Below are 23,514 nucleotides of genomic sequence, written 5' to 3' on the forward strand. Positions count from 1 at the left end.
CGGTGGCCGGCAGAGGACCCGTCGCGCTGGCGAAGGCGCTCTACAGCGGTCTGATCTCGTACGTGCTGAAGTTCGGCGTCGTCGGGATCCTCGGCCTCGTCGTCGACGTCACGGTCTTCAACCTGCTGCGGGTCGGCGGGATCGGCGGCGAGCACCTCCTCTCCGGCCCGATCGGCGCGAAGGTCGTCGCGGTCGCCGCCGCGACCGTCGTCACCTGGTTCGGCAACCGCTACTGGACGTTCCGCGAGCACCGCCGCGCCAACTACCTCCTCGAGCTCGCCGAGTTCAGCGTCGTCGCGGTCGCCGGCATGCTGGTGAACCTGCTGCCGCTCTACATCTCGCACTACGTGCTCGGCTTCGACAACCTCGTCGCCGACAACATCTCGGCGAACGTCATCGGCCTCCTGCTCGCCACCGCGTTCCGGTTCGTGCTCTACCGCTTCTGGGTCTTCGGACACCACCGGAGCGGGGGCGTGGTCGCGAACCGCGAGGCGGAGCAGGCCGCCGCCGCCCTCTTCGAGGACGACCAGGCCGCAGCCGCGGACACCGGCCGGATCCCCCGCCTGCGCTGACCGGCGCGGCGGCGGACGCTCAGGCCCTCGGCTCGGCGAGAGCCAGGTCGAGGAGCATCCGCGCGGCGCGGTCCCAGCCCGGCATCTCCCGCGGCGGGACGCGTCGCGGGCTGCGCACCGCCGCCTCGATCGCGGCGACCCAGCCGGCTCGGTCGGCCGGCGCGACGAAGACGGCGTCCTCCTCCCGGCCCGCGAGCGCATCGCGCAGTCCCGGGATGTCGGCGGCGAGGACGGGACTGCCGCAGGCGACCGCCTCGAGTGCCGGAAGACCGAAGCCCTCGTGCCAGGACGGCATCGCGACGGCGTCGGCGCCGGTCAGCAGGGCGGGCAGATCCTCGTCCGGGACGTAGCCGCTCGCGAAGCGCACGTCCGCTCCGGCGGCGACCGCTCGCGCGACGGCCTCGTGCACGTCGCCGTTGTCCCAGCCGTCGCCGCCCACGAGGAGCAGGGTGTGCCCGCCGGGCCTCTGGGCCTCGGCATAGGCGTCGACGAGGGTCGCGAGGTTCTTGCGCTTCTCGATCGAGCCGACGAAGAGGAGGTAGCGCCCGAGCGACTGCGCCTCGCGGGCCCGGGCGACCTCGGCCGCGGTACGTGCGTGGAAGAGCGCGACGTCGACCGTGGTCGGCAGCACGCGGACGCGGTCCGCGTCGACGCCCAGCGCGGAGGTGATCTCGCGCGCGGAGGACGGAGTCCCGGTGAGCACGAGATCGGAGCGCCGGAGCCACCGCGGCACCTCCCGCGCGAGCAGCTCGCGGCGCTCGCGGGGGACCAGCTCGGGCAGGACCGCGAAGCAGACGTCGTGCACGAAGGTCAGCGACCGCGAGCGGGCGAGGGGCCAGTTGCGGAAGTTGGGGAAGAAGTAGGCGCCGCGGCCGAGGAGGAGGTCGATCCCCGGGAAGGGGAGCCGCGTCAGCGCGCTCCACAGGCGGCGGGGGAGCGGCACCGGGCGCACGCGGAGGGTGCGGAAGCCGAAGCGCTCGAGTGCGTCCGCCTCGCTCGCCGGCACGACGAGCAGCACCTCCGCTCGCTCCGCGACCTCGTCCGTGTCGAGGGCGCGGAGGATCCCGAGCAGGACCCGGCCCACGCCCGTCAGTCGCGGCGCGGTGAGCGCGGTCGCGTCGACCAGCAGCCGGCCGCGCGCTGCGCTCACGGCCGGCTGAGGCGGACTTCGGAGTCGATGTCGACGACGCCGTCGTGCACGGAGGAGCGCTCGACCGTGAAGGTCGCCGCGACCGGGGTCCGCGTGGTCTCGCCCTGCGAGAAGGTGCCCGCCGAGGCGTGCACGGCGTAGTTGCCGCCGCCGAGGTGCAGATCGGGCAGGGTGAAGGTGACGGTCATCTCGCCGTCGACGCTCGACAGCGGGGTGCCGATGCGCTCGGTGTTGGTGCCGAAGACGCGCTGGCCGAGCGGGGTGTCGATGCCCATGCCGATGTTCCAGTCGTCGACCGGCCGGCTGGTGCGCACGGTGACGTCGAACTCGAGCGACTCGCCGCTGCGGACGACGATGCCGCCGTGCTCGATCGATCCGCCGCGCAGCCGGCAGTCGAGGATGTCGATGAGGGTCGGGGCGGGCTCGTCCTCGGCGCCGGCGGCGGCCGCCTCGCGCTCCTGACGGGCCTGGCGCCGGTCCTCGAAGCTCTCGCGGAGCACCTGCAGGCCCTCCGACGTCTCGCCGTCGAACACGACGTTGCCCTTCTCGAGCACGATCGTGCGGTCGCAGAGCTCGCCGACCTGCTCGAGGGAGTGGGTGACCAGGACGATGGTCTTCCCGGCGCGCTGGAAGGCGCGGATGCGGTCCATGCACTTGCGCTGGAACGGCTCGTCGCCGACGGCGAGGACCTCGTCGACCAGCAGGAGGTCGGGATCCGTGTGGATCGCGATCGCGAACGCGAGCCGGACGTACATGCCCGACGAGTAGAACTTCACCTGGGTGTCGATGAACTCGGCGATCTCCGAGAACTCGACGATCGCGTCGAACTTGCCGTCGAGCTCCGCCCGGGACAGCCCGAGGATGGCGCCGTTGAGGTAGACGTTCTCCCGGCCGGTGAGGTCGGGATGGAACCCGGCGCCGAGCTCGAGCAGGGCGGCGAGGCGCCCGCGGCGCTCGACCGTCCCGGTGGTCGGCTGGACGATGCCGCCGATCAGCTTGAGGAGGGTGCTCTTGCCGGAGCCGTTGGCGCCGATGAGGCCGACGGTGGAGCCGAGCGGGATCTCGAGGTCCACGTCGCGCAGCGCCCAGAACTCGTCGCGGTGCTTGCGCCCGCGGCCGAAGTTGACGATCCGCTCCTTGAACGACTTGTCCTTGCGGATCACGAAGCGCTTGGACGCGCCGCGGACGCGGACGACGGTGGGGGTGGCCGTGGGGCCCGAGGCCGACTCCGGCTTGCTGGTGAGGGTCACGATCAGATCTCCTGGGCGAAGTTGCCCTCGAGGCGCCGGAAGATGCGGTGCCCGATCCAGACGAACACCACCCCGACGGCGAAGACGATGAGCAGGCGGAGCGCCATGTCGGGCGGCCAGACCTGGGGGGCGATCTCGTTGCCCTCGATGATGCTGACCCGGGACCCGTCGCCCCAGATCGCGCGCTGGAAGGCGAGGATCGCGTTGGACATGGGGTTGAACAGGTACAGCTGCTCGAGCCAGCCCCGGCCGGCGCCCGTCGTGGCGGTCACCACGAAGTTCCACGCGTAGACGATCGGCGACAGCCAGAAGAAGATCTGCAGGCCGACCTCGACGAGGAACTGCACGTCGCGGAGGTAGACGTTCAGCGCCGACAGTGCGAGCGCGAACGCCAGTCCGTAGACCAGGGTGATCGCGAGCGCCGGGAGGATGTAGAGCAGATCCCGGCCGAAGACCAGCGAGCCGGTGAGCACCGCGCCCACCATCAGCACGACGAACTGCACGGCGAAGTTGAACAGGGCCGAGCCGATCGCGGCGACGGGGAAGATCTCCCGCGGCAGGTAGACCTTCTTGATCAGACCGCCGTTGCCGAGGATCGACGTCGTGCCGGCGGTGACGATCTCGCTGAAGAGTCCCCAGAGCGTGAGCCCGGAGAAGACGAAGATGGCGAAGTTCGGCACGCCGCGCGAGGCACCGAGGATCTGGCCGATGGCCACGTAGTAGATCAGCAGCATGATCAGCGGCCGGACGAGGCTCCAGACGAAGCCGAGGCTGCTGTCCTTGTAGCGGGACTTGAGCTCGCGGCCAACCAGGAGCCGCAGGAGCTCGCGGTGCCGGAGGATCTCCAGGAGCGAGGCGACGAAGCCGCCGGATCCGCCGCCGACCGCCGAGGTCGTGCCGGCGAGTTGGAAGGGCTCGTCGGCGATGGAGCGTGCGCGATCGACTGGACTGATGGGCATGGAACTCCAAGGTCTCGGCCTCCGCCGTGCGACGGACCGCATCATTATACGTGCCGACCCGAGCGCCACGGCCGGAGAGCGCGCCGACCCCAGCCGCCGCGCGGGTAGTCTTGTCCCCGCTCGCCGACTGAACGACACGAACGAGGTGTTCGCCATGCCCACGCAGCCATCCGACGTCCCGCTGGAGCCTGTGGCCCAGAGTGCCGGCGATCCGGTCCCCGAACTCGGGGGCTCCGCCGAGGAGGCGCCGATCTCCGCCGACCCGAGCCTCCAGGCCCTCCGGCCGGACGAGGACCCCTCGAGCGACGACCTCCCGGGCGACGACGCCGACGAGGTGCGCCGTCTGCGCACCCAGGTCGACGCCCTGCTGAACGACCCCTTCGACCTGTGGGTCGAGCGGATCCAGGTCGGCGGGGTGACCGCCAGCGGCTTCGAGCACACCCTCTCCTGGCGGGTCACCAAGCCCCTGCGCCTGGTCCGCACCTTCCAGATCCGGGTCCGGCAGCTCGGCCTGCCGGGCGCGATCGGCCACTCGGCGCGCTTCGCCAAGCGCCGGCTGTCCGGCCGGGCGCGATGAGCGAGGGCACCGCCGCCGCACGCGCGGAGCGATCCGAGGCGATGCTGCAGCGCCTCGAGCAGATCGGAGCGCTCCTCTTCGACGAGGACACCCGCCGCTCCCTGCTCGCCCGCGGCCCGGGCCCGTACCTCGACGAGGTGGCCCGCGAGATCCGGCTCCGCGGCGACGACGAGCTGACCTGGGTGGCGCTGGTCTCCTTCACCGCCGCCTACCCCACCAGCGAGCTCTTCCAGTGGTTCCGGCGCGCGATCGCGCTGGCCCCCGAGGAGGCGGCGCTGCGCATCTTCATGGAGGCCGGCTCGCGGACCGCGACCGGCTTCGCCGACCTCGGAGCGAGGGTCGAGGTCGTCACCGGCGCCGTGCTCGTGGACGTCGACTTCCCGGCCCGGCACGGCCACAACACGGGCGTGCAGCGCGTCGTGCGCCAGACCGTCTCGCGCTGGGACGCGACGCACGAGATCATCCCGGTCGCCTGGGTGCACGGCTCGCTGTCCTTCCGCCGGCTCAGCGCGATCGAGCGGGAGCGCGTCGTCGACTGGGCCGCGTCGGACCGTCGCGCCTGGCGCCACGGCGACCCCGAGCGCACCGAGTTCGTGGTGCCGTACCGCTGCGTCGTCGTGATCCCCTCCGTCCCCGAGTACAACCAGTGCGGGCCGCTGTCCGCGCTCGCGGAGCACTCCGGGAACGAGGTCGTGATCCTCGGGCACGACGCCATCCCCGTCATCAGCGCCGACACGGTCCCGCCGGAGGAGACGGTGCGCTACGTCAACTTCCTCTCGGTCGTGAAGCACGCCGCGCGGGTGGCGACGGTGAGCTCGGCGGCCGCACTCGAGTACGGCGGCTTCGTCCGCGCGCTCCCCGCCCAGGGCCTGGTCGGTCCGTCGGTGCAGGCCGTGCCGCTGCCGGTCGAGCTGCCCGACGGGATCCGCACGGTCGGCGGCACGACGTCGTCGATGCCGCTCGTGCTCTGCGTGGGTAGCCAGGAGCCGCGCAAGAACCACCTCGCCGTGCTGCACGCCGCCGAGGTGCTCTGGCGCGCCGGGCTGCGGTTCCGCCTGCGCTTCATCGGCGGGGCGAACCCGTGGTCGCACCAGGTCTTCGATCCGCGCGTGCGCGAGCTCGTGGCGGCCGGCCGGCCGGTCGAGGTCCTGCGCGGCGTCGGCGACGACGTGCTCGTCGCCAGCTACCGGGAGGCGCGGTTCCTCGCGTTCCCGTCCCTGCACGAGGGCTACGGACTGCCGGTGGCCGAGGCGCTCTCGATCGGCCTGCCCGTCCTCACCTCGAAGTTCGGCAGCACGGCGCAGATCGCCGAGCACGGCGGCTGCGTGCTCATCGACCCCGCGTCCGACGACGAGCTGATCGACGCGATGCGGGCGCTGCTCACGGACGCCGAGCTCCTCGAGCGGCTGCGCCGCGAGGCCGTGGAGCGCCCGGTGCGCACCTGGGACGACTACGCCGCGGAGCTGTGGGAGGCCCTCATCGCCCCCTCGGCCTTCCTCGACTCGGAGCCGCTCGACTCGGAGCCGACCGACTCGGAGCCGCTCGACTCGGAGCCGACCGACTCGGAGTCGCTCGAGCCGGAGTCCGCCGGACCCGAGCGCCTCGATCCCGAGCCCACCGAGCCTGAGGAGGCGCGCCGTGCGCAGTAAGCAGTACCTCATCGAGCGTCTCTCGACCCTCGTCCGCACCCTCGCCCCCGCGGTCGAGCCGCTCTCGAGCGTCGACGCGCTCACCGGGCAGCTGAGCGTCCTCCTCCCGGCCCCGAGCGACCGGGAGGTCTGGCTCGTGCTGTCCGTGCTCCGCGGGACGCTGCCGCGTCGCGAGGACGTCGTCGACGGCCGTCGCCGAGCGCGGCTCGGCGGCACGGCGGAGCTGCTGCGCCACGCCGCGTCCACGATCGCCTCGGACCGCGTCTTCGCCCGGTTCCACCACCCCGACGTCGAGGTGGTCGTCGGGGCCGTCGTGATCGACGTCCACCACACCGCGCGGACCGGTCTCGCGACCGGGATCCAGCGCGTCGTCCGGCAGAGCATCGCCCGGTGGTCCCGCGACCACGAGGTCCTCCTCGCCGGGTGGGACAGCACGCACGAGTCGCTCGTCCTGCTCACCCCGGAGCAGAGCCGGAACGCCGTCGCCGGCGACGTCCGCGACGCCCAGGAGGACCGCTCCCGCGTCATCGTCCCGTGGGAGTGCACCTACATCCTCCCCGAGCTCGCGGTCGAGGACGAGCGGACCTCCCGCATCGCGGCGCTGGCCGAGTTCAGCGGCAACCGCACCGGCACCATCGGCTTCGACTGCGTCCCGGTCACCACCGCCGAGACGGCGAGCACCGGCATCAGCGCGGCCTTCTCGCGCACCCTCGTCGCGGTCTCGCACATGGACCGGATCGCGACGATCTCGTCCGCGGCCGCGACCGAGTACTCGGGCTGGCGCCACATGCTCGGCAGCATCGGAGTGGCGGGGCCGGACATCCGGCCGATCCTCCTGCCGTCGCAGCCCGAGGACGTCACCGAGCAGGAGCTGGCCACCGCCGCCCGCTCGCTCGTGACCGAGGGTCTCCCGCTCGTGGTGTGCGTCGGCAGCCACGAGCCGCGGAAGAACCACCTCGCCGTGCTGCACGCGGCCGAGCTGCTCTGGCGGCGCGGTCTCGAGTTCAGCCTCGTCTTCATCGGCGGCAACGCCTGGAACAGCGCCGAGTTCCTCTACCGGCTGGAGGTCCTCGAGGGCTTCGGGCGCCCGGTGCGCTCGCTGTCCTCGATCACCGACGCCCTGCTCTGGAGCGCCTATCGCCTGGCGCACTGCACGGTCTTCCCCTCGATCAACGAGGGCTACGGCCTGCCCATCGTCGAGTCGCTCTCGGTGGGGACGCCGGTGATCACCTCGGGCTTCGGCAGCATGCGCGAGGTCGCGTCCGAGGGCGGCGCCCTCTTCGTCGATCCGCACGACGACCAGGACATCGCCGCCGCGCTCGAGCGGCTCCTGACCGACACGGCGCTGCACGAGCGGCTGACCGCCGAGGCCCTGGCGATCGACGGCGGGACGTGGGACCAGTACGCGGAGCGCGTCTGGGACTACCTCGTCGAGGGCGCCGGGACGACCGAGGGCGCCGCCTCCGACGCCGCGTCCGCCGCAGGCCGGCCGTTCGCCGACGCGGAGTGAGCCGGCCCGGCCCCGAGCGGGGCCGGGCCGCGGTTCAGCTCGCGGCGCGGGCCTGCTCGAGGTCGTTCTCGACCATGCGGGCGACGATCTCCTCGAAGGCGACCGTCGGCGACCAGCCGAGCTCGGCCCGGGCCTTCGACGCATCGCCGCGCATCTCGGGGGCGTCGACGGGGCGGGCGAAGCGCGGGTCGATCCGGATCCGGTCCTCCCACTCGTCGATGCCGGCGGCCGCGAAGGCGGCGCCGACGAACTCGCGGACGGAGTGCGCGACGCCGGTCGCGACGACGTAGTCGCCGGCCGCCTCGGCGCGCGAGGCGCGGACGAGCGCGTCGACGTAGTCGGGCGCCCAGCCCCAGTCGCGGCGGGCGTCGAGGTTGCCGAGCGAGAGCTCGGTCGCGGTCCCGGCGGCGATCGCGGCGACACCGGCCGTGATCTTCCGGGTGACGAAGCTCTCGGGACGGCGCGGCGACTCGTGGTTGTAGAGGATCGCGGAGGACGCGTGCAAGCCGCGGCCGCGGTAGACGCCGACGAGGAGGTGCGCGAACGCCTTCGCGGCGCCGTACGGCGACACGGGGCGGATCGGCGTCGACTCCGTCTGCGGGTTCTCCGTGGCCGCGCCGAAGATCTCCGAGGAGGACGCCTGCACGAAGCGGACCTCGCGGCCCGCGGAGTCCTGCAGGGCCAGCGACGCCTCGAGCAGGGCGGCGACCGCGGTGCCGGTCACCTCGGCGGTCAGCACCGGCTCCTGCCAGGACTGCGCCACCGAGGAGATCCCGGCGAGGTGGAAGACCGTGTCGGGCCGCGCCTGGGCGACCACGCGGCCGAGGCCGGCGGGGTCGCGGAGATCGCCCTGGAAGGGGCGGACGGACGCGGGCAGGGAGGCGTCCTCGTCGCGCACGAGCGCGGAGACCTCCCAGCCGTCGGCGAGCAGACGCTCGACGAGGTAGCCCCCGTCCTGTCCGCTCGCCCCGGTGACGAACGCTGCGGGCACGGCGGCTACTTGATCAGCGCGGACTGCTCGGCGAGGTCGTTCTCGACCATCATCGAGACCAGCTCCGGGAAGGAGACCTTCGGCTGCCAGTCGAGCACGTCGCGCGCCTTCGCCGGGTCGCCGATGAGCAGGTCGACCTCGGCCGGGCGCATGAACGCGGGGTTCTGCGTGACGTAGGGGGTCCAGTCCTCGATGCCGACGTGGTTGAAGGCGATGTCGAGGTACTCGCGGATCTCGTGGGTCTCGCCGGTGGCGACCACGTAGTCGTCGCCCTCGGGCTGCTGCAGCATCCGCCACATCGCGTCGACGTAGTCGCCGGCGAAGCCCCAGTCGCGCTTGGCGTCGAGGTTGCCGAGCTCCAGCGTCTCCTGGAGGCCGAGCTTGATGCGGGCCACCGCGAGGCTGATCTTGCGGGTGACGAACTCCGGGCCGCGGCGGGGCGACTCGTGGTTGAAGAGGATGCCCGACGAGGCGTGCATGCCGTAGGACTCGCGGTAGTTGATGGTCATGTAGTGACCGAAGACCTTGGCGACGCCGTAGGGCGAGCGCGGCCAGAGGAGGGTCTCCTCGCTCTGGGGGACCTGCTGGACCTTGCCGAACATCTCGGACGAGGACGCCTGGTAGAACTTCACGCGCGACATGTCGTCGCCGGCGTAGAGGCGCACGGCCTCGAGGATGTTGAGCACGCCCTTGCCCGTCACGTCGGTCGTGAGCGACGCGTTCTCCCACGAGTAGGCGACGAACGAGATCGCGCCGAGGTTGTAGACCTCGTCGGGCTGCGAGGCGGCGAGCACGCGCACGAGGCTCGACACGTCGGTGAGGTCACCGGTGAGCAGCGTCACCTCGGGGACGGTGCGGCGGACGAGCTCGTACTTGGGGTTGTTCTGCCCTCGGACGAGCCCGAAGACCTCGTAGCCCTTCTCGAGCAGCAGCTCGGCGAGGTAGAGGCCGTCCTGGCCGGTGATTCCGGTGATCAAAGCGCGGGGCACGTGGTGGTCCGTTTCGTCGGGGTCGGTGACAGCGGGCTACATACTACCCACCGGCCTCCGCCGCGCCGCGGAGCACCCGCCGGGGGCGCTCCGCGGCGCCGAGGGCGGGCGCGGGTAGTCTGACCCGGCCCTCACCACGAGGGAGCCTCGATCCGATCGGACGCCATGCCGGAACGCCTCCCCGTCACGCTCGCCGTGCTCACCGTCGACCCCGGCGGGATGGGCGGCGGCGAGACCTACGCCCGCGCGCTCACCCGCCTCCTCGTGACGCGGCCGGGGGAGGAGGGGCTGCGCGTGCAGGCGCTCGTCCCCGAGAACGCCCGCGGCTTCAGCGAGGGCGTTCCCGAGATCGTCGCCGAGGGCGTCGTCAGCGGGGCCGGCCACCGGCGCCGGGCGACGGGCATGCTGCAGGCGCTGCTGCGCACCGTCCGGCTCCGGCGCCTGCTCGGGCCGGACGAGATCCTCTACTTCCCCTTCACCGTCCCGCTGCCCTGGCCGTCGCGGCGGCAGGGGCACGTGCAGATGCTCTTCGACCTCCAGCACCGGGACCTCCCGCAGCTCTTCCCGCGCGTCGAGCGCGTCTTCCGGCGGATCGCCTACGAGGCCACCGCGCGCCGGGCCGACGCGATCATCACCATCAGCGCGTTCACCAAGGGGCGGATCGTCGAGCTGCTCGGCATCCCGGAGGAGCGGATCCACGTCTCCCACCTCGGGGTGGACACCGAGCGCTTCCGCCCGCACCTGGGCGCGCGCGAGGACTTCGTCTTCTACCCGGCGCGCGCCTGGCCGCACAAGAACCACGCGCGGCTGTTCGAGGCGATGCGCCTGCTCCGCGCCGAGGGCCACGACCTGCGGCTCGTGCTCACCGGAGGCGACCTGGAGAAGCTCGGCCCGCTGCCCGACTTCGTCGAGTGGCGCGGGCACGTGGGCACCGAGGAGCTGGCGGAGCTCTACCGGCGCGCCGCCGTCCTCGCCTTCCCGAGCCTCTACGAGGGCTTCGGCTTCCCGCCGATCGAGGCGATGGCCTCCGGCTGCCCGGTCGCGGCCGCCGACTCCGGATCGCTGCCCGAGATCTGCGGCGACGCGGCGGTGCTCGTCGATCCGCTCGAGCCGCGCTCGATCGCGGACGGGATCCTCGAGGCGATCGAGCGCTCCGCCGAACTCGGCGCGAAGGGCGTCGAGCGCGCGGCCCGGTTCAGCTGGGAGCGCTGCCGGGAGGAGCACCTGGCGGTGCTATGGGCTGTCGCGGCAGCCCGCCGGGCCGGTCGCCGGGGTGCAGGAGCCGCCGCCAGCTGAGCCCCTGCGCGGCGCGCATCGCGCAGATCACCAGCAGCAGCCAGCCGGCGTCGACCAGGAGCGAGCTCTCCGCGAGCGAGGTGACGACGAGGACGCTGAGCACCAGCACCGGCCAGACGTGCACGACCGCCTTGCGCTCGGAGGCGATGATCCACGAGCGCCAGAGCGCGAGGCCGACCAGCACGAGGAAGAGCGCGACCCCGACGACGCCCACCTGCAGCGCCAGGTCGAACACCGCGTTCAGGCTGGAGGAGTGCGGCCGGCCGGAGAGGAAGTCGATCGCGTTGAACGGGTACAGATCGGTGCGCCAGTAGCCCACCCAGCCCCAGCCGATGATCGGCGCCAGGTCGGTGAAGCGCCAGACCTGCTGCCAGAGGGTGACCCGGAACTCGAACTCGCTGCCCGCGTTGAGCAGGTCGACGATCCGGAAGCGGAAGAGCCCGGCGGTGAGCGCGGACGCCACGAGCACCGCGAGCGTCGTGTACTGCCGCCGTCGGCGCTGCTCGCCGGTGGCGCGGCGCACCCAGCGCAGGATCAGGGCGACGACCGCGGCGACGACGAGCACTCCGGCGCTGACCGCCGAGCGGGTGAGCACCAGGGTGACCGCGGCGAGAGCGAGGGAGGCGAGGGCCGGGCCGCGCGCCACGGACCGGGTCATCAGCTCGACCGAGAAGGTGACGACCGCCAGCAGGCAGACCAGCCCGAGCTGGTTGCGGGTGCCGACCAGCCCCTGGATCGGGCCGCCGGCGGCCAGGAGGCCCTCGACGCCGAGGAAGCGCAGCGGCCGGTCGATCAGGGCGCCGGAGAGCACCTCGACGGCCAGCGAGCCGATCAGCACGAACCGCATCACGTCGCCGACCGCGCGGATCACCTGGATGATGTCGCGGGTGAGGCCGATCGCGATCGCGAGGAAGGCGAGGGCGAGCTGGTAGAGCACGCTCGAGGCGGTGGCCCACTGATAGCCGCTCCACAGCGTGCTGAGGGCGATCCAGCCGAGGAAGACCAGGATGCTGGTCGGCAGCAGCCCCTCCCAGTCGAGCAGCTCGCGCCGCAGCACGAGCATGACGGCCGCGAGGGCGGTGAGCGTCGCGATCGCCGCGATGTAGCCGGGCCAGCCGATCATCCCGCGCACGGCCGGCGCGCAGAGCACGACGACGAGGGAGGTCTGCGCGAGGGCCGCCGCGAACTGCGGCGACGCCAGGGCGTCCGCGAGGGCGGCCGGCAGCGCCGACGGCCGTCCGCCCCTCATCGGACGGCGCGCTGGCCGGCGAGGGGGATCGGCTCGGCGGTGAGCGCGTCCTCCTCCTCGTTCGCGGGCTGCTTGGTCAGGACCGCCAGGGCGGCCAGCAGGAGCCAGCCGCTCTCGATCAGGAGCCGGCTCTCGAACAGCGCCTGCGCGAGGAGGGCGGCGAGCAGCAGCAGCGGCGCGAGCGACACGGCCGAGTAGGGCAGCGCCGTCGTCGCGCTGCGGCGCGGCCGGTCGACGGCGCGGAACCAGGCGCGCCAGAGGGTGGAGACGACGAGGGCGGTGAAGAGCACCAGCCCGACGAGGCCGAGCTGGAACCAGACGTCGAGCCAGGCGTCGTGCGCCTGCAGGTAGAGGACGCCCTTGCGCTCGGCGAGGGTGTCGAACGGGGCGGCCCAGGGCGCCCAGTAGCTGACCCAGCCCCAGCCGAGGACGGGGCGCTCGGCGGCGAGCGCCCAGACCGAGCGCCAGATGTCGAGCCGGCCGGTCGCGTCCTCGCTCTTGCCGAGCAGGCCCAGCAGGGTGCCCCAGCCGGCGATCGCGCCGACCGCGAGCACGACGGCGGTCGCGGCGGCCGTGACGTAGACGGGCCGCCGCTCCGACTCGCCGCGGCGCCGCGCCCAGAGCGCGAAGCCCGCGGCCGCCGCGACGGCGACGACGCAGAGCAGCACGGTGGCGGAGCGGGTGAGCAGGAGCGTCGCGGCGAACAGGACGATCCAGACGACGCCCCAGCGGGGACGGAGGCTGCGCGCGGCCAGCTCGATCAGCACGACGATCAGGCCGAGCAGCGCGAGGAAGCCGAGCAGGTTGCGGTTGCCGACGAGCCCCTGGATCGGCTCGCCGGTGAACAGCGCGGCCTGCGACCAGTAGAAGGCGTCCGGAATCCGGCCGGCCGGCAGGTCGATGACGAACGGCAGCACGGGCGCGCGGACGACGACCGCCACGACGAGCTCGAACAGGAGCGAGGCGCCGACGGTGATCCGCAGCGCGCGGCCGAGGGCGGTGACGAACTGCGCCGTGCTGAGCGTCAGGGCGAGGGCGACCGCCCCGAGCGAGGTGGCGAGCTGCGCGACGACGCCGATCGCGCTCGCCCCGGGGTACGCCGACCAGAGCAGCGAGAGCACGGCGAGGGCGAGGAAGGCGACGAGCGCCTTCGGCGTCCGGCTCCAGCGCAGGCGCGGCCGCACCCGGACCAGCAGCACGACGACGCCGACCAGCAGCGCCGCGACGACGACACCCCAGCCCCACCAGCCCGCGAGGTTCCGCAGTGCCTGGCCGCCGAGCATCACCGTGAGCACGGCCACCGCGAGCGCTCGGGGAGCGGCGGGCGCGGCGCGTCGGATCATGGCGAACAGTCTAGGGAGCGGGCGGCCGGCGAGCGGGCGGGCTGCGCCTCAGACGAACGCCGCGCTGCCCGTGATCGCGCGGCCGACGATGAGCGTGTTCATCTCCCGGGTGCCCTCGTAGGAGTAGAGGGCCTCGGCATCGGCGAAGAACCGGGCGACCCCGTAGTCGAGGACGATGCCGTTGCCGCCCATCACCTCGCGGCACCAGGCGACCGTCTCGCGCATCCGCGCCGTCGTGTACGCCTTCGCGAGTGCGGAGTGCTCGTCGCGCTGCTCGCCCGCGTCGAGCATCTCGGAGACCCGGGTGGCCAGGGCGATGCTCGCGGTGATGTTGCCGATGCTCTTCACCAGCAGGTCCTGCACCAGCTGGTGCCCGACCAGCGGCTTGCCGAACTGCACGCGCTCGCGGGCGTAGCGCAGGGCGGCGTCGTAGGCGCCGATCGCGACGCCGATGGCCTGCCAGGCGACCTCGGCGCGGGTGAGGCGGAGGACCTTCGCCGTGTCGCGGAACGAGTTCGCGCCCTGCAGGCGCAGCGACTCCGGCACGCGGACGCCCTCGAGCACGATGTCGGCGTTCTGCACGGTGCGCAGGCTCTGCTTGCGGGCGATGGCCGTGGCGCGGTAGCCCGGGGTGCTCGTCGGGACGAGGAAGCCCTTCACCTGGCCGTCGGCGACGTCCTTCGCCCAGATCACGGTGACGTCGCTGAAGGTCGCGTTCCCGATCCAGCGCTTCTCGCCGTCGAGGATCCAGGTGTCGCCCTCGCGGCGGGCGGTGGTGCGCAGGCCCTGCGCGGAGTCGGAGCCGGAGTGCGGCTCGGTGAGGCCGAAGGCGCCGATCACCTCGCCCGAGGCGAGCTTCGGCAGCCACTCGGCCCGCTGCTCCTCGGAGCCGGCGACGCCGACCGTCCCCATCACCAGGCCGTTCTGCACGCCGACGTAGGTGGCGATGCTCGCGTCGACCCGGCCGAACTCGAGGGCGACCCAGCCGCGGAACACCGACGAGTTCTCGATCGTGCGCGTCTCGGGCCAGGAGAGGCCGATCACGCCGGTGGCGTGGATCCCGGGGATGAGCTGGCGCGGGAACTCGGCGCGCTCCCAGTACTCGTCGGCGATCGGGCGGACCTGCTCCTCGAGGAATGCGCGGACGCCCACGAGGAGCTCCTTCTCGGCGGGGGTGAGCCGCGACTCGAAGCCGTAGAAGTCGGCGGTGAGCAGTTCGAAGGTCGTGCTGTCCATGGTTCATCGCTCCATCGCTCGGGCGCGCAGCGACTCGGCCCGCAGGAGCGGCGGCGGTGCGGCTCCTCCCAGCGTACGAAGGGGGCGGACGGCCGGCGCGGACGCTGGTGATCGGCGCCAAGCGGCGGCCGGTCCTCCGGGGCCGCTCTTGTAGATCCTGCTAGCGTCGGGCCCGGGCCGCCCCGGCAGGGTCCGGACGGCGCAGCCCCGCATCCCGCCTCGCAGCCCGCCCCGGAACGGAAGGCCTCCGCCGTGTTCATCCCGATCGGCAACACCCCCCGCGACTACGCCTGGGGCTCGCTCACCGGCATCTCGGACGCCCTCGGCACCGCGCCGTCCGGCCGACCCGAGGCGGAGCTCTGGCTGGGGGCGCACCCGGGCTCGCCGGCCCGCATCCTCGACCCCGTCTCCGTCGGCGCGTCGACCCTCGCCGAGTGGATCGCCCGCGAGCCGGAGACGGCGCTCGCCGGAGTCGCCGGCTCGGTCGACCCCGTGTCCGGCGCGCCGCGGCTGCCGTTCCTGCTCAAGATCCTCGCGGCGGGCGCGCCGCTGTCGCTGCAGGCGCACCCGTCGTCCGCGACGGCGCAGCGCCGCTTCGTCGAGGAGGACGAGGCCGGTGTCCCGCGCGACGCGGCCGAGCGCAACTACAAGGATCCGTTCCACAAGCCCGAGCTGATCTACGCGCTCACCGAGAGCTTCGACGCGCTCTGCGGCTTCCGCGAGCTCGACGGCACCCGGGCGCTGCTGGCCGAGCTGGCCAGCCGTGCCGCGGGGGAGGGGGCGGAGTCGATCGCGCGCTTCGCCGGCGAGCTCGAGGGCGAGCCGTCGGTCGTCCTGCGGCGGGCGGTCTCGTGGCTGCTCGCCGACGGCGACCGCGCGGAGGTCGCGGCCCTGATCGCGGCGGTCGTGGCCGCGTCGGCGGGCGACGACCGCCTCGAGACGGCGACGGTGCGCTCGCTCGCCGAGGCCTACCCGGGCGACCCGGGCGTCGTGCTCTCGCTGCTGCTCAACCGCGTGCGGCTCGCCCGCGGCGAGGTGCTCTACCTGCCCGCCGGCAACATCCACGCCTACCTCGCGGGCACGGGGGTCGAGCTGATGGCCGCCTCCGACAACGTGCTGCGCGGCGGGCTGACGCCGAAGCACATCGACGTGCCCGAGCTGGTCAGCGTTCTCGAGTTCTCGCCGCTGCCGGTGCCGTACCTGCCGGCCGAGGAGCCCGCGCCCGGGCTGCGCGTCTACCGGCCGGACGTGCCGGACTTCCTGCTCGCCGTCGTCGAGCCGACCTCGGACGAGCCGGTGCGCGTCGAGCTCGACGGTCCGGCCATCGCGATCGCCACCGCCGGGTCCTTCACCGTCCACGGCGCGGAGGGCTCGGTCGAGGTCGAGCGCGGCGGCAGCGTCTACGTGACGCCGTCGGAGCGCGCCCTCTCGGTCACCGGCCGCGGCACCCTCTTCGTCGCCACCGTCTGACCGGGGGCCCTCCGGTCCGTCGTCCTCGCGGGCGGGGCTCAGGAGGCGGCCGCGGCCGCCGTCGCGAAGGTGCGGCGGTAGGCGGCGGGCGTCGTCTGCAGCACGCGGGCGAAGTGGTGGCGGAGGACGGCGGCGGTGCCGAAGCCGACGCGGGCGGCGATCGCCTCGAGGGTCAGGTCGGACTCCTCCAGCAGCTGCTGGGCGCGGAGCAGCCGCTGGCGGTTGAGCCAGGCCAGCGGCGTGGTGCCCAGGTCGGCGCGGAAGCGGCGGGCGAAGGTGCGCGGCGACATCAGCGCTCGACGCGCGAGGACGTCGACGCTGAGCTCCTCGTCGAGGTGGTGCAGCATCCACTCGGTGACGTCGGCGAGCGAGTCCGCGCGCGCCTCCGGGATCGGCGTCGGGATGAACTGCGCCTGGCCGCCGTGGCGCTGCGGCGGCACCACCATGCGGCGCGCGACGACGTTCGCGGCCGCGGCGCCGAGCTCCTCGCGGACGATGTGCAGGCACGCGTCGATCCCGGCCGCGGTCCCGGCGCCCGTGACGATCCGGCCCTCCTGCACGAACAGGACGTCCGGGTCGACCTCGACCGCCGGGTGGCGCCGGGCGAGCTCGTCGGCGTGCATCCAGTGCGTCGTCGCCCGCCGCCCGTCGAGCAGTCCCGCCTCGGCCAGCACGAAGGCACCGCTGCAGACGCTCACGATCCACGCCCCGCGCTCGTGGGCGCGGCGCAGCAGGGCGAGCACGCGCTCGTCGGCGGGGCCGATCGGGTGCGCCGGCACCGCGATCAGGTCGGCGTCCTCGGCCGCCTCGAGGCCGTCGGCGATCATCAGCTCGAAGCCGAGCGAGGTGCGCACCGGCCCCGGATCCACGGTCGCGATCCGGAAGTCGAACACCGGCCCGCCGTGGTCGCGCCGGTCGATCCCGAACACCTCGCAGACCACGCCGAACTCGAACGGGGCGACCCCGGGCAGGGCGAGGACGGCGGCGGAGCGGAGCACGACGGCAGGATATCGCGACACCACGAGATCCCGCCACCTGGCCCGCGCCGCCCCGCCGCTAGGGTTGCGTCGGTGCGCGCGCGGCGCCCGTCATCGAGGAGGATCCACATGGCATGGCTGGTCACCGGGGGAGCCGGGTACATCGGAGCGCACGTGGTGCGCGCGTTCGCCGAGCAGGGCATCGACCCCGTCGTCCTCGACGATCTGTCGTCCGGCCACGAGGGCTTCGTCCCCGAGGGCGTGCCGTTCCACCGCGGCTCGATCCTCGACGAGGCGCTGCTGGACGAGGTCTTCGCGCAGCACGACATCGAGGGCGTCGTGCACGTCGCCGGCTTCAAGTACGCGGGAGTCTCGGTGCAGCGCCCGCTGCACACCTACGAGCAGAACGTCATCGGCACGATGCGCGTGCTCGCCGCGATGGAGCGCGCCGGCGTCCGCTCGATCGTCTTCTCCTCCAGCGCCGCGGTGTACGGCGCGGTCGACGTCGAGCTCGTCACCGAGAGCACCCCGAAGAGCCCCGAGTCGCCCTACGGCGAGTCGAAGCTGATCGGCGAGTGGCTGCTCGCCGATGCCGGCCGCGCGCACGGGGTGCGCCACGTGTCGCTCCGCTACTTCAACGTCGTCGGCTCCGGCTACCCGGACGTCTACGACACCAGCCCGCACAACCTCTTCCCGCTCGTCTTCGAGGCGCTGCTGGCCGGCCGCACGCCGCGCATCAACGGCGACGACTACCCCACTCCGGACGGCACCTGCGTCCGCGACTACATCCACGTCGCCGATCTCGCGCTCGCCCACGTCGCGGCGGCCCGCCGCCTGGCCGCCGGCGAGCCGATCGACCCCGTCTACAACCTGGGCAGCGGAACCGGCGCCTCGGTCGGCGAGATCATGACCGCGATCGCCGACAGCACCGGCATCGCCTTCACCCCGGAGGTCGCGCCGCGCCGCCCGGGCGACCCGCCCCGCATCGTCGCCTCGGGCGAGACCGCGGCCCGCGACCTCGGCTGGGAGATGCGCCACACCGTCGCCGAGATGGTGGAGAGCGCCTGGCGCGCCCGGAGCGCCGCGGGGTCCTGACGCCGGCCGGGAGCTTCGACACGGTCGCGACACGCCGGTGTGTCGTGAACCCTCCACGGCGGGTTGAGGGTTTATGGTCCGCGACTTGACCTCAGCGAATGACACCGGTGTAATTACTGAGGCGGCCCACCCTCCGGGAGGAGCCGGTCGCCGATCATGTTCGCGGGCGGGGTAGGAGACGGTATGGCGATTCCCGACAGCGTCTCTGGCAGCGACAGAGGCTTCGGAAGCGACAGAGGCTTCGGAGACGACGCAGGCCCCGGCAGCGACCGGGCCTCCGGCATGAGCGCGGTCCCCGAGGACTGGTTCGTCGATCCCGTTCGCCTCGGTGTCCCCGGCGTCCGCCAGGGCGTCGACTCGGGCAGCGAGGCGCCCGGCGGCGCCCTCTCCTGGCAGGTCGACTCGCTCTGCGCGCAGACCGATCCGGAGGCGTTCTTCCCCGAGAAGGGCGGATCCACGCGCGACGCGAAGAAGATCTGCACCTCGTGCGAGGTCCGGGCGCAGTGCCTCGAGTACGCGCTCGAGAACGACGAGCGCTTCGGCATCTGGGGCGGCCTCTCCGAGCGCGAGCGCCGCAAGCTGCGCCGTCGGGCGTGACGACCGCCGCTCACCGGGGGCGGCGAGCCGCCGCGGGGCGCCGCGCGCCCATCGCTTAGGGTGGTCCGCGATGTATCCCCGAGTAACCGCCGTCCTGGTCGCCCACAACGGCGCGGCCTACCTGGAACGCACCCTCGCGGCTCTGCGGGCCCAGACCCGGCAGCCCGATGCGACCGTGTTCGTCGACGGCGGCTCGAAGGACGCGACCGGGGAGCTCCTCTCCGGCTGGGGTCCGACGCAGTTCGTCCAGGTCGCCGAGAACCTCCCGTTCGGCCAGGCCGTCGCCCGCGCCGTGCGCGTCATGCAGGCGCCGACGGGGGAGGACGAGTGGCTGTGGCTGCTCGCCGCCGACTCCGCCCCTGAGCCGGGTGCGCTCGCCGCGCTCCTCGGCGCGGTCGAGGTCGCGCCCTCCGTCGCGGTCGCCGGGCCGAAGGTCATGGACTGGACCCGCTCCGGCTACATCCGCAGCTACGGCGAGTCGATCACCAACTACGGCACCACCGTCCACCTCGTCGAGGACGAGCTCGACCAGGGCCAGCACGACGCCACGCCCGACGTGCTCGCCGTCGCCGCCGGCGGCATGCTGGTGCGGCACGCGCTCTGGGAGGAGCTCGGCGGCTTCGACCCCGGGCTGCCCGTGGTCGACGATGCCCTCGACTTCTCGATCCGCACCCGCCTCGCCGGCCACCGGGTAAGCCGCGTCCCCGACGCCCGGGTCACCACCGCGCGCATCGGCCTGCAGCGTCCGGACGGCCGCCGGATCGACAGCGGGGAGCGGCGGCGCGCCCGCCAGCACCGCACCGCGCAGCTGCACCGCCGCCTCGCCTACGCGCCGGTAGCGCTGCTCGTCGTGCACTGGCTCTCGCTGGTGCCGCTCGCCGTCGGCCGCGCGGCCGTCCGGCTCCTGCGCAAGCAGCCCGGCCTCGTCGGCGGCGAGCTGCTCGCGGCCTTCGTCGTCGCGTTCGGCGGCACCAAGGTCTTCCACGCCAGGCGCGTGCTCCGCTCGTCGAAGAACGTCGGCTGGAAGGCCATCGCGCCGCTGCGCATCCCGCTCGACGTGGTCCGCCAGCTCCGCTCGGTCCGGCACGACGCCGTCCGGGTGCAGGCCAGCCGCGAGCGCCACCCGCTGCACTTCTTCCAGGGCGGCGGCGTCTGGATCGTCCTGGTCGCCGCGATCGCCGGGCTGATCGTCTACGCGCGCCTGCTCGCGGCCACCGCCATGGGCGGCGGCGGTCTGCTCACCCTCTCGCCGTCGGTCGGCGAGCTGTGGCGGAACGCCGCGTACGGCTGGCGCGACCTCGGCTCCGGCTTCATCGGCGCCGCGGACCCGTTCGCCGCCGTGCTCGCCGTGCTCGGCTCGCTCACGTTCTGGGCGCCGAGCTTCTCCATCGTCCTCCTCTACCTCACCGCTCTGCCGCTCGCGACGATGGGCGCGTGGATGATGATCGCCCGCCTCACCGCGCGGCCGATCGCCCGCGGCGCCGGCGCCTTCGTCTACCTGCTCGCGCCGGCCTTCTTCGCCGCGCAGTCCGAGGGCCGCCCGGCCGCGATCCTGGTGCACGTCCTGCTGCCCTGGCTCTTCTTCGCCGGATTCGGCGCCTACCGCTCCTGGTCGTCCTCGGCGACCGCCTCGATCCTGGCGGCGGCGGTCGTCGCCTGCGCGCCGGTGCTCGCGATCCCGCTCGCGGTGATCTGGATCGTCGTGCTCGCCACGTCCGGTCGCCGGATCGGCCGCTTCGCCGGACTGCCGATCCCGGCTCTCGCGCTGCTCTTCCCGATCATCGTCGCGCACGCCCAGCGGGGCGACTGGTTCGCGATCCTCGCCGACCCGGGCGTGCCGCTGCCGACCGGCCGGGTCGACTTCTTCTCGCTCGTCGCCGGCTTCCCCTCGGGCTTCACGACCGGCTGGCTGGACCTCCTCGGCGGTCTGGGCGTCCCCGCGTCGGCAGCCGGTCTCGCGACCGCGGTGCTCGTGTTGCCGCTGGTCATCTCGGCGCTCGCGGCGCTGCTGCTGCCGAACAACCTCTCCGCCCTCGGCGGTGTGGGCGTGGCCGCCGCCGGTCTGCTGACCGCCGCGCTCGCGCAGGACGTCCAGGTGGTGACCACCGGGTCCGAGGCGGTCGCCGTCTGGAGCGGCACGGGCCTCAGCCTGTACTGGCTCGGCCTGGTCGTCGGCTTCTCGCTCTCGGTCGCCGCGCTGCCGTCCTACCGGGTCGTCCCGGCTCTGGTCGTCACGGCCGCCGCGGTCGTGGCGGTCGCTCCGCTGGCGGTGCTGTTCCCGATGGGCGGCGGGACCGTGACGACCGCCGGCTCCGATCGCTCGCTGCCCGCGTACGTCGCGGCGGAGGCGCAGAACGAGCCGCGGGTGGGCACGATCGTGCTCGTCCCGCAGTCGGACGGCGGCATCCTCGCGCGGCTCGAGCGCGGCGCGGGAGCGACCCTCGATCAGCAGTCGACCCTCGCCGCCACCGGCACCGAGCAGACCGACGAGATCGACGAGCTCGCGGGCAACCTCGTCTCGCGCACCGGCTACGAGGTCGGAACGGCGCTGCAGGACCTCGGCGTGCGCTTCGTCGTGCTCGCTCCACCGGCCAGCGCCGACGCCGGCGACGCGGCCTCGGCCGTCAGCGCCCGCGCCGCCGTCTCGCTGGACGGGAACGCCGCGTTCTCCGCCGTCGGCGACACCCAGTACGGCCTGCTCTGGACCGCCGTCGACACCGAGGGCACCCGGATCGACGCGGCGCCGCAGGGCGTCGTCGGCCCGTTCGGCGTGGCCTACACGATCGCGCTGCTCATCGTCTTCCTGGTCGCGTTCCTGCTGGCCGTCCCCACCGGCCTCTCGCTCGAGCGCTCCCGCTCGGGAGCCGCGGTCGCGGGGATCGACGACGAGCCGGGCGAGGCCACCGGCCAGTTCGACGACGGGACCGACGATGCCTGATCCGTCCGTGCCCGATCCGTCCGTCCCCGATCGCTCCGTGCCTGATCCCGACGTGCCCGATCGCTCCGTGCCCGATCCCGCGGTGCCCGCTCGCCCCGCGGCCGAGTCGTCCGCGCCCGGCCGCCCCGAGCCTGATCCCGCCGACCAGGAGAAGCGCATGACGCCGACCCCGCCCCGCCCCTCGCGTGCCGAGCGGCGTGCCGAGCGCTCCGCCGCGAAGCCCGGCAGGGACGCCCCCGCGGCCGCCCCGAAGCGCGACCGGACCGTCTCGGCCGCTCGGCGCCGCCGGACCGCGCTCCGCACCGCCGCCGGCGTCGCGGGGCTCGCCCTCGCCGGCGCCGCCGTCGTCCTGCCCCAGATCCTCCCCGGGCCGCTCGCGAGCCGGGCCGCCGACGGCGTCGTGGTCACCCCCGTGGCGGCCGACGGAGCGCTCGTCTGCGCGGGCGACCTGATCGACGCGAGCGACCCCGAGGAGCTCAGCGCGCTCGGCGAGTCGGGCAGCTCGCTCTGGCCGCAGGACGCGACGGGCGACGCCTCGGCACTCGAGGAGGCCGACGTGGCCTCCCCGGGCACCGGGATCACCCGGGTCGACGTCCCCGCCGAGTCCGATCCGACGCCCGGCGGCGTGACGACCCAGTCCATCGCGACGGAGGAGCTGTTCGGCCTCTCGGCTCTCGGCTGCGCCGAGCCGTCCGCCGACAGCTGGCTCGTCGCCGGATCGACCGACGTCGGCCGGACCTCGACCCTCGTCCTCGCGAACGCCAGCGAGGTGGCGGCGACGGTCGACCTCGCCCTCTACGGCGAGAACGGCGTCGTCCCGGCGACCGGGGCGACCGGCATCGTCGTCCCCGCCGGCACCGTCCGAGCCCTCCCGCTGGCCGGGCTCGCCCCCGACGTGCTCCAGCCGGTCGTCCGGATGACCGCGCGCGGCGGCGAGATCGCGGCGAGCATCCAGAGCAGCGTCATCTCCGGCCTGACTCCGCAGGGTGTCGAGACGACCGGCCCCGCAGCCGCGCCGTCCACGCTCGCCGTCATCTCCGGCTTCACCGTCGCGTCGCCCCCGGCCGACACGGCGGGCGACGACGGCACCGGAGGCGACGGCACCCCCGTCCTGCGCATCCTCGCCCCCGGCGAGGCGGACAGCACGGTCTCGATCGAGGTCGCGAACGAGGACCCGAGCGGCATCGGCACCTCGACCCAGGTCGTCGTCCCGGCCGGCCGCGTCGGCGAGGTCCCCCTCTCCGGCCTCGCGGACGGCTCCTACCGCGTCACGCTCACCTCCGACCAGCCCGTCGTCGCGGCCGGCCGCACGACGTCGACCGGCACCGCCGGGACCGACTTCGCCTGGTTCGTGTCGGGGACGGCGACCGACGTGCCCTTCGGCGTCGGCAACACCCGCGAGACCGGAGCCGTGCTGCACCTCGCGAACGGCAGCGACTCCTCGGCGTCGGTGCAGCTCGAGTCCGAGACCGGGACCCGCACCCTCGACATCGGCCCGTTCGCCTCGGTGTCCGCCGAGCTCGGCGTCGACCCCGTGGTCGTCACCAGCGACCAGCCGGTGCAGGCGTCCGTCTCGATCGCGAACGAGGGGCGCATCGCGGGCTACGCGATCGTGCCGCCCGGACCGCTGTCCTCCCCGGTCACCGTCTACTCGCACTGAGCGGCC

19 protein-coding genes are annotated in these 23,514 nt (G+C 73.6%); 10 read left to right on the forward strand and 9 right to left on the reverse strand.

Features of this window, described 5'->3' with window-relative positions:
• Positions 1 to 2 precede the first annotated feature (2 nt).
• Positions 3 to 572 (forward strand): GtrA family protein, encoded by a 570-nt coding sequence (locus tag C1I64_RS02400; RefSeq protein WP_243586413.1) that lies wholly within the window; start codon positions 3 to 5, stop codon positions 570 to 572.
• 19 nt (positions 573 to 591) lie between these two features.
• Here the strand turns inward: C1I64_RS02400 and C1I64_RS02405 are convergent, their stop codons facing one another.
• The 3 genes from C1I64_RS02405 to C1I64_RS02415 are packed head-to-tail and all read right to left on the reverse strand — an operon-like array spanning position 592 to position 3,931.
• Complete coding sequence (locus C1I64_RS02405; RefSeq protein ID WP_127886089.1) at positions 592 to 1,722, reverse strand: glycosyltransferase family 4 protein; 1,131 nt, start codon at positions 1,720 to 1,722, stop codon at positions 592 to 594.
• Complete coding sequence (locus tag C1I64_RS02410; protein WP_123444369.1) at positions 1,719 to 2,972, reverse strand: ABC transporter ATP-binding protein; 1,254 nt, start codon at positions 2,970 to 2,972, stop codon at positions 1,719 to 1,721. Before C1I64_RS02410 ends, C1I64_RS02405 begins: the two co-directional genes overlap by 4 nt.
• Positions 2,973 to 2,974: 2 nt before the next feature.
• The gene (locus C1I64_RS02415; protein ID WP_123444370.1) at positions 2,975 to 3,931 is read right to left on the reverse strand and encodes an ABC transporter permease; all 957 of its coding nucleotides are present in this window, start codon (positions 3,929 to 3,931) and stop codon (positions 2,975 to 2,977) included.
• Positions 3,932 to 4,085: 154 nt separating this feature from the next.
• Here C1I64_RS02415 and C1I64_RS02420 point away from each other — a divergent pair, with 154 nt between their 5' ends.
• Genes C1I64_RS02420 through C1I64_RS02430 form a run of 3 tightly spaced genes read left to right on the forward strand, consistent with a single transcriptional unit; the run spans position 4,086 to position 7,667 of the window.
• The gene (locus C1I64_RS02420; protein WP_127886090.1) at positions 4,086 to 4,508 is read left to right on the forward strand and encodes a hypothetical protein; all 423 of its coding nucleotides are present in this window, start codon (positions 4,086 to 4,088) and stop codon (positions 4,506 to 4,508) included.
• A complete protein-coding gene (locus tag C1I64_RS02425; RefSeq protein WP_127886091.1) occupies positions 4,505 to 6,157 on the forward strand; it encodes a glycosyltransferase family 4 protein in 1,653 nt (550 codons plus the stop codon). The genes C1I64_RS02420 and C1I64_RS02425 overlap by 4 nt, the downstream gene beginning before the upstream one ends.
• Positions 6,147 to 7,667: a glycosyltransferase family 4 protein gene (locus C1I64_RS02430; RefSeq protein WP_127886092.1), complete on the forward strand. Its 1,521-nt coding sequence runs from the start codon at positions 6,147 to 6,149 to the stop codon at positions 7,665 to 7,667. The genes C1I64_RS02425 and C1I64_RS02430 overlap by 11 nt, the downstream gene beginning before the upstream one ends.
• Before the next feature lie 34 nt (positions 7,668 to 7,701).
• On the opposite strand, the gene C1I64_RS02435 is transcribed toward C1I64_RS02430, so the two are convergent.
• Together C1I64_RS02435 and C1I64_RS02440 are read right to left on the reverse strand one after the other, a co-directional pair.
• Positions 7,702 to 8,658 carry a GDP-mannose 4,6-dehydratase gene (locus C1I64_RS02435; RefSeq protein ID WP_127886093.1) on the reverse strand — a complete coding sequence of 319 codons (957 nt, stop codon included), beginning with the start codon at positions 8,656 to 8,658 and terminating at the stop codon, positions 7,702 to 7,704.
• Positions 8,659 to 8,663: 5 nt separating this feature from the next.
• On the reverse strand, positions 8,664 to 9,647 hold the full coding sequence (locus tag C1I64_RS02440) for a GDP-mannose 4,6-dehydratase (RefSeq protein WP_123444375.1): 984 nt from the start codon (positions 9,645 to 9,647) through the stop codon (positions 8,664 to 8,666).
• Between the two features lie 165 nt (positions 9,648 to 9,812).
• Between C1I64_RS02440 and C1I64_RS02445 the strand changes: the two genes are divergently transcribed.
• Positions 9,813 to 10,943 (forward strand): glycosyltransferase family 4 protein, encoded by a 1,131-nt coding sequence (locus C1I64_RS02445; RefSeq protein WP_123444376.1) that lies wholly within the window; start codon positions 9,813 to 9,815, stop codon positions 10,941 to 10,943.
• On the opposite strand, the gene C1I64_RS02450 is transcribed toward C1I64_RS02445, so the two are convergent.
• The 3 genes from C1I64_RS02450 to C1I64_RS02460 are packed head-to-tail and all read right to left on the reverse strand — an operon-like array spanning position 10,843 to position 14,771.
• A complete protein-coding gene (locus C1I64_RS02450) occupies positions 10,843 to 12,192 on the reverse strand; it encodes an O-antigen ligase family protein (RefSeq protein ID WP_127886094.1) in 1,350 nt (449 codons plus the stop codon). The genes C1I64_RS02445 and C1I64_RS02450 overlap by 101 nt on opposite strands.
• On the reverse strand, positions 12,189 to 13,535 hold the full coding sequence (locus C1I64_RS02455; RefSeq protein ID WP_127886095.1) for an O-antigen ligase family protein: 1,347 nt from the start codon (positions 13,533 to 13,535) through the stop codon (positions 12,189 to 12,191). The genes C1I64_RS02450 and C1I64_RS02455 overlap by 4 nt, the downstream gene beginning before the upstream one ends.
• 48 nt (positions 13,536 to 13,583) lie before the next feature.
• Positions 13,584 to 14,771, reverse strand: a complete 1,188-nt coding sequence (locus tag C1I64_RS02460) for an acyl-CoA dehydrogenase family protein (RefSeq protein WP_127886096.1) — start codon at positions 14,769 to 14,771, stop codon at positions 13,584 to 13,586.
• A 252-nt stretch (positions 14,772 to 15,023) separates the two neighbouring features.
• Here C1I64_RS02460 and manA point away from each other — a divergent pair, with 252 nt between their 5' ends.
• On the forward strand, positions 15,024 to 16,241 hold the full coding sequence (gene manA, locus C1I64_RS02465) for a mannose-6-phosphate isomerase, class I (protein WP_127886097.1): 1,218 nt from the start codon (positions 15,024 to 15,026) through the stop codon (positions 16,239 to 16,241).
• Positions 16,242 to 16,279: 38 nt separating this feature from the next.
• Here manA and C1I64_RS02470 read toward each other — a convergent pair whose 3' ends face one another.
• Positions 16,280 to 17,239 carry a GlxA family transcriptional regulator gene (locus C1I64_RS02470; RefSeq protein WP_127886098.1) on the reverse strand — a complete coding sequence of 320 codons (960 nt, stop codon included), beginning with the start codon at positions 17,237 to 17,239 and terminating at the stop codon, positions 16,280 to 16,282.
• Between the two features lie 108 nt (positions 17,240 to 17,347).
• On the opposite strand from C1I64_RS02470, the gene galE reads away from it, so the two are divergent.
• From galE to C1I64_RS02490, 4 genes are all read left to right on the forward strand, one after another.
• Positions 17,348 to 18,313, forward strand: coding sequence for a UDP-glucose 4-epimerase GalE (galE, locus tag C1I64_RS02475; RefSeq protein WP_127886099.1), 966 nt, complete (start codon positions 17,348 to 17,350; stop codon positions 18,311 to 18,313).
• 282 nt (positions 18,314 to 18,595) lie between these two features.
• Positions 18,596 to 18,910: a WhiB family transcriptional regulator gene (locus C1I64_RS02480; RefSeq protein ID WP_127886100.1), complete on the forward strand. Its 315-nt coding sequence runs from the start codon at positions 18,596 to 18,598 to the stop codon at positions 18,908 to 18,910.
• A gap of 70 nt (positions 18,911 to 18,980) precedes the next feature.
• Entirely contained in the window at positions 18,981 to 21,848 is a 2,868-nt protein-coding gene (locus tag C1I64_RS02485) for a glycosyltransferase family 2 protein (protein ID WP_127886101.1), read from the forward strand.
• Between the two features lie 157 nt (positions 21,849 to 22,005).
• The gene (locus C1I64_RS02490; protein ID WP_127886102.1) at positions 22,006 to 23,508 is read left to right on the forward strand and encodes a DUF5719 family protein; all 1,503 of its coding nucleotides are present in this window, start codon (positions 22,006 to 22,008) and stop codon (positions 23,506 to 23,508) included.
• The last annotated feature ends 6 nt before the right edge of the window (positions 23,509 to 23,514 follow it).

The organism is Rathayibacter festucae DSM 15932, from assembly GCF_004011135.1.
Taxonomy (GTDB): Bacteria; Actinomycetota; Actinomycetes; order Actinomycetales; family Microbacteriaceae; genus Rathayibacter; species Rathayibacter festucae.

Coding starts and splice junctions, on each gene's coding strand:
- C1I64_RS02415 (WP_123444370.1), bottom strand. CDS start 3,931: ATGCCCATCAGTCCAGTCGATCGCGCACGCTCCATCGCCGACGAGCCC.
- C1I64_RS02420 (WP_127886090.1), top strand. CDS start 4,086: ATGCCCACGCAGCCATCCGACGTCCCGCTGGAGCCTGTGGCCCAGAGT.
- C1I64_RS02425 (WP_127886091.1), top strand. CDS start 4,505: ATGAGCGAGGGCACCGCCGCCGCACGCGCGGAGCGATCCGAGGCGATG.
- C1I64_RS02445 (WP_123444376.1), top strand. CDS start 9,813: ATGCCGGAACGCCTCCCCGTCACGCTCGCCGTGCTCACCGTCGACCCC.
- C1I64_RS02450 (WP_127886094.1), bottom strand. CDS start 12,192: ATGAGGGGCGGACGGCCGTCGGCGCTGCCGGCCGCCCTCGCGGACGCC.
- C1I64_RS02455 (WP_127886095.1), bottom strand. CDS start 13,535: ATGATCCGACGCGCCGCGCCCGCCGCTCCCCGAGCGCTCGCGGTGGCC.
- C1I64_RS02460 (WP_127886096.1), bottom strand. CDS start 14,771: ATGGACAGCACGACCTTCGAACTGCTCACCGCCGACTTCTACGGCTTC.
- galE (WP_127886099.1), top strand. CDS start 17,348: ATGGCATGGCTGGTCACCGGGGGAGCCGGGTACATCGGAGCGCACGTG.
- C1I64_RS02480 (WP_127886100.1), top strand. CDS start 18,596: ATGAGCGCGGTCCCCGAGGACTGGTTCGTCGATCCCGTTCGCCTCGGT.
- C1I64_RS02485 (WP_127886101.1), top strand. CDS start 18,981: ATGTATCCCCGAGTAACCGCCGTCCTGGTCGCCCACAACGGCGCGGCC.
- C1I64_RS02490 (WP_127886102.1), top strand. CDS start 22,006: ATGACGCCGACCCCGCCCCGCCCCTCGCGTGCCGAGCGGCGTGCCGAG.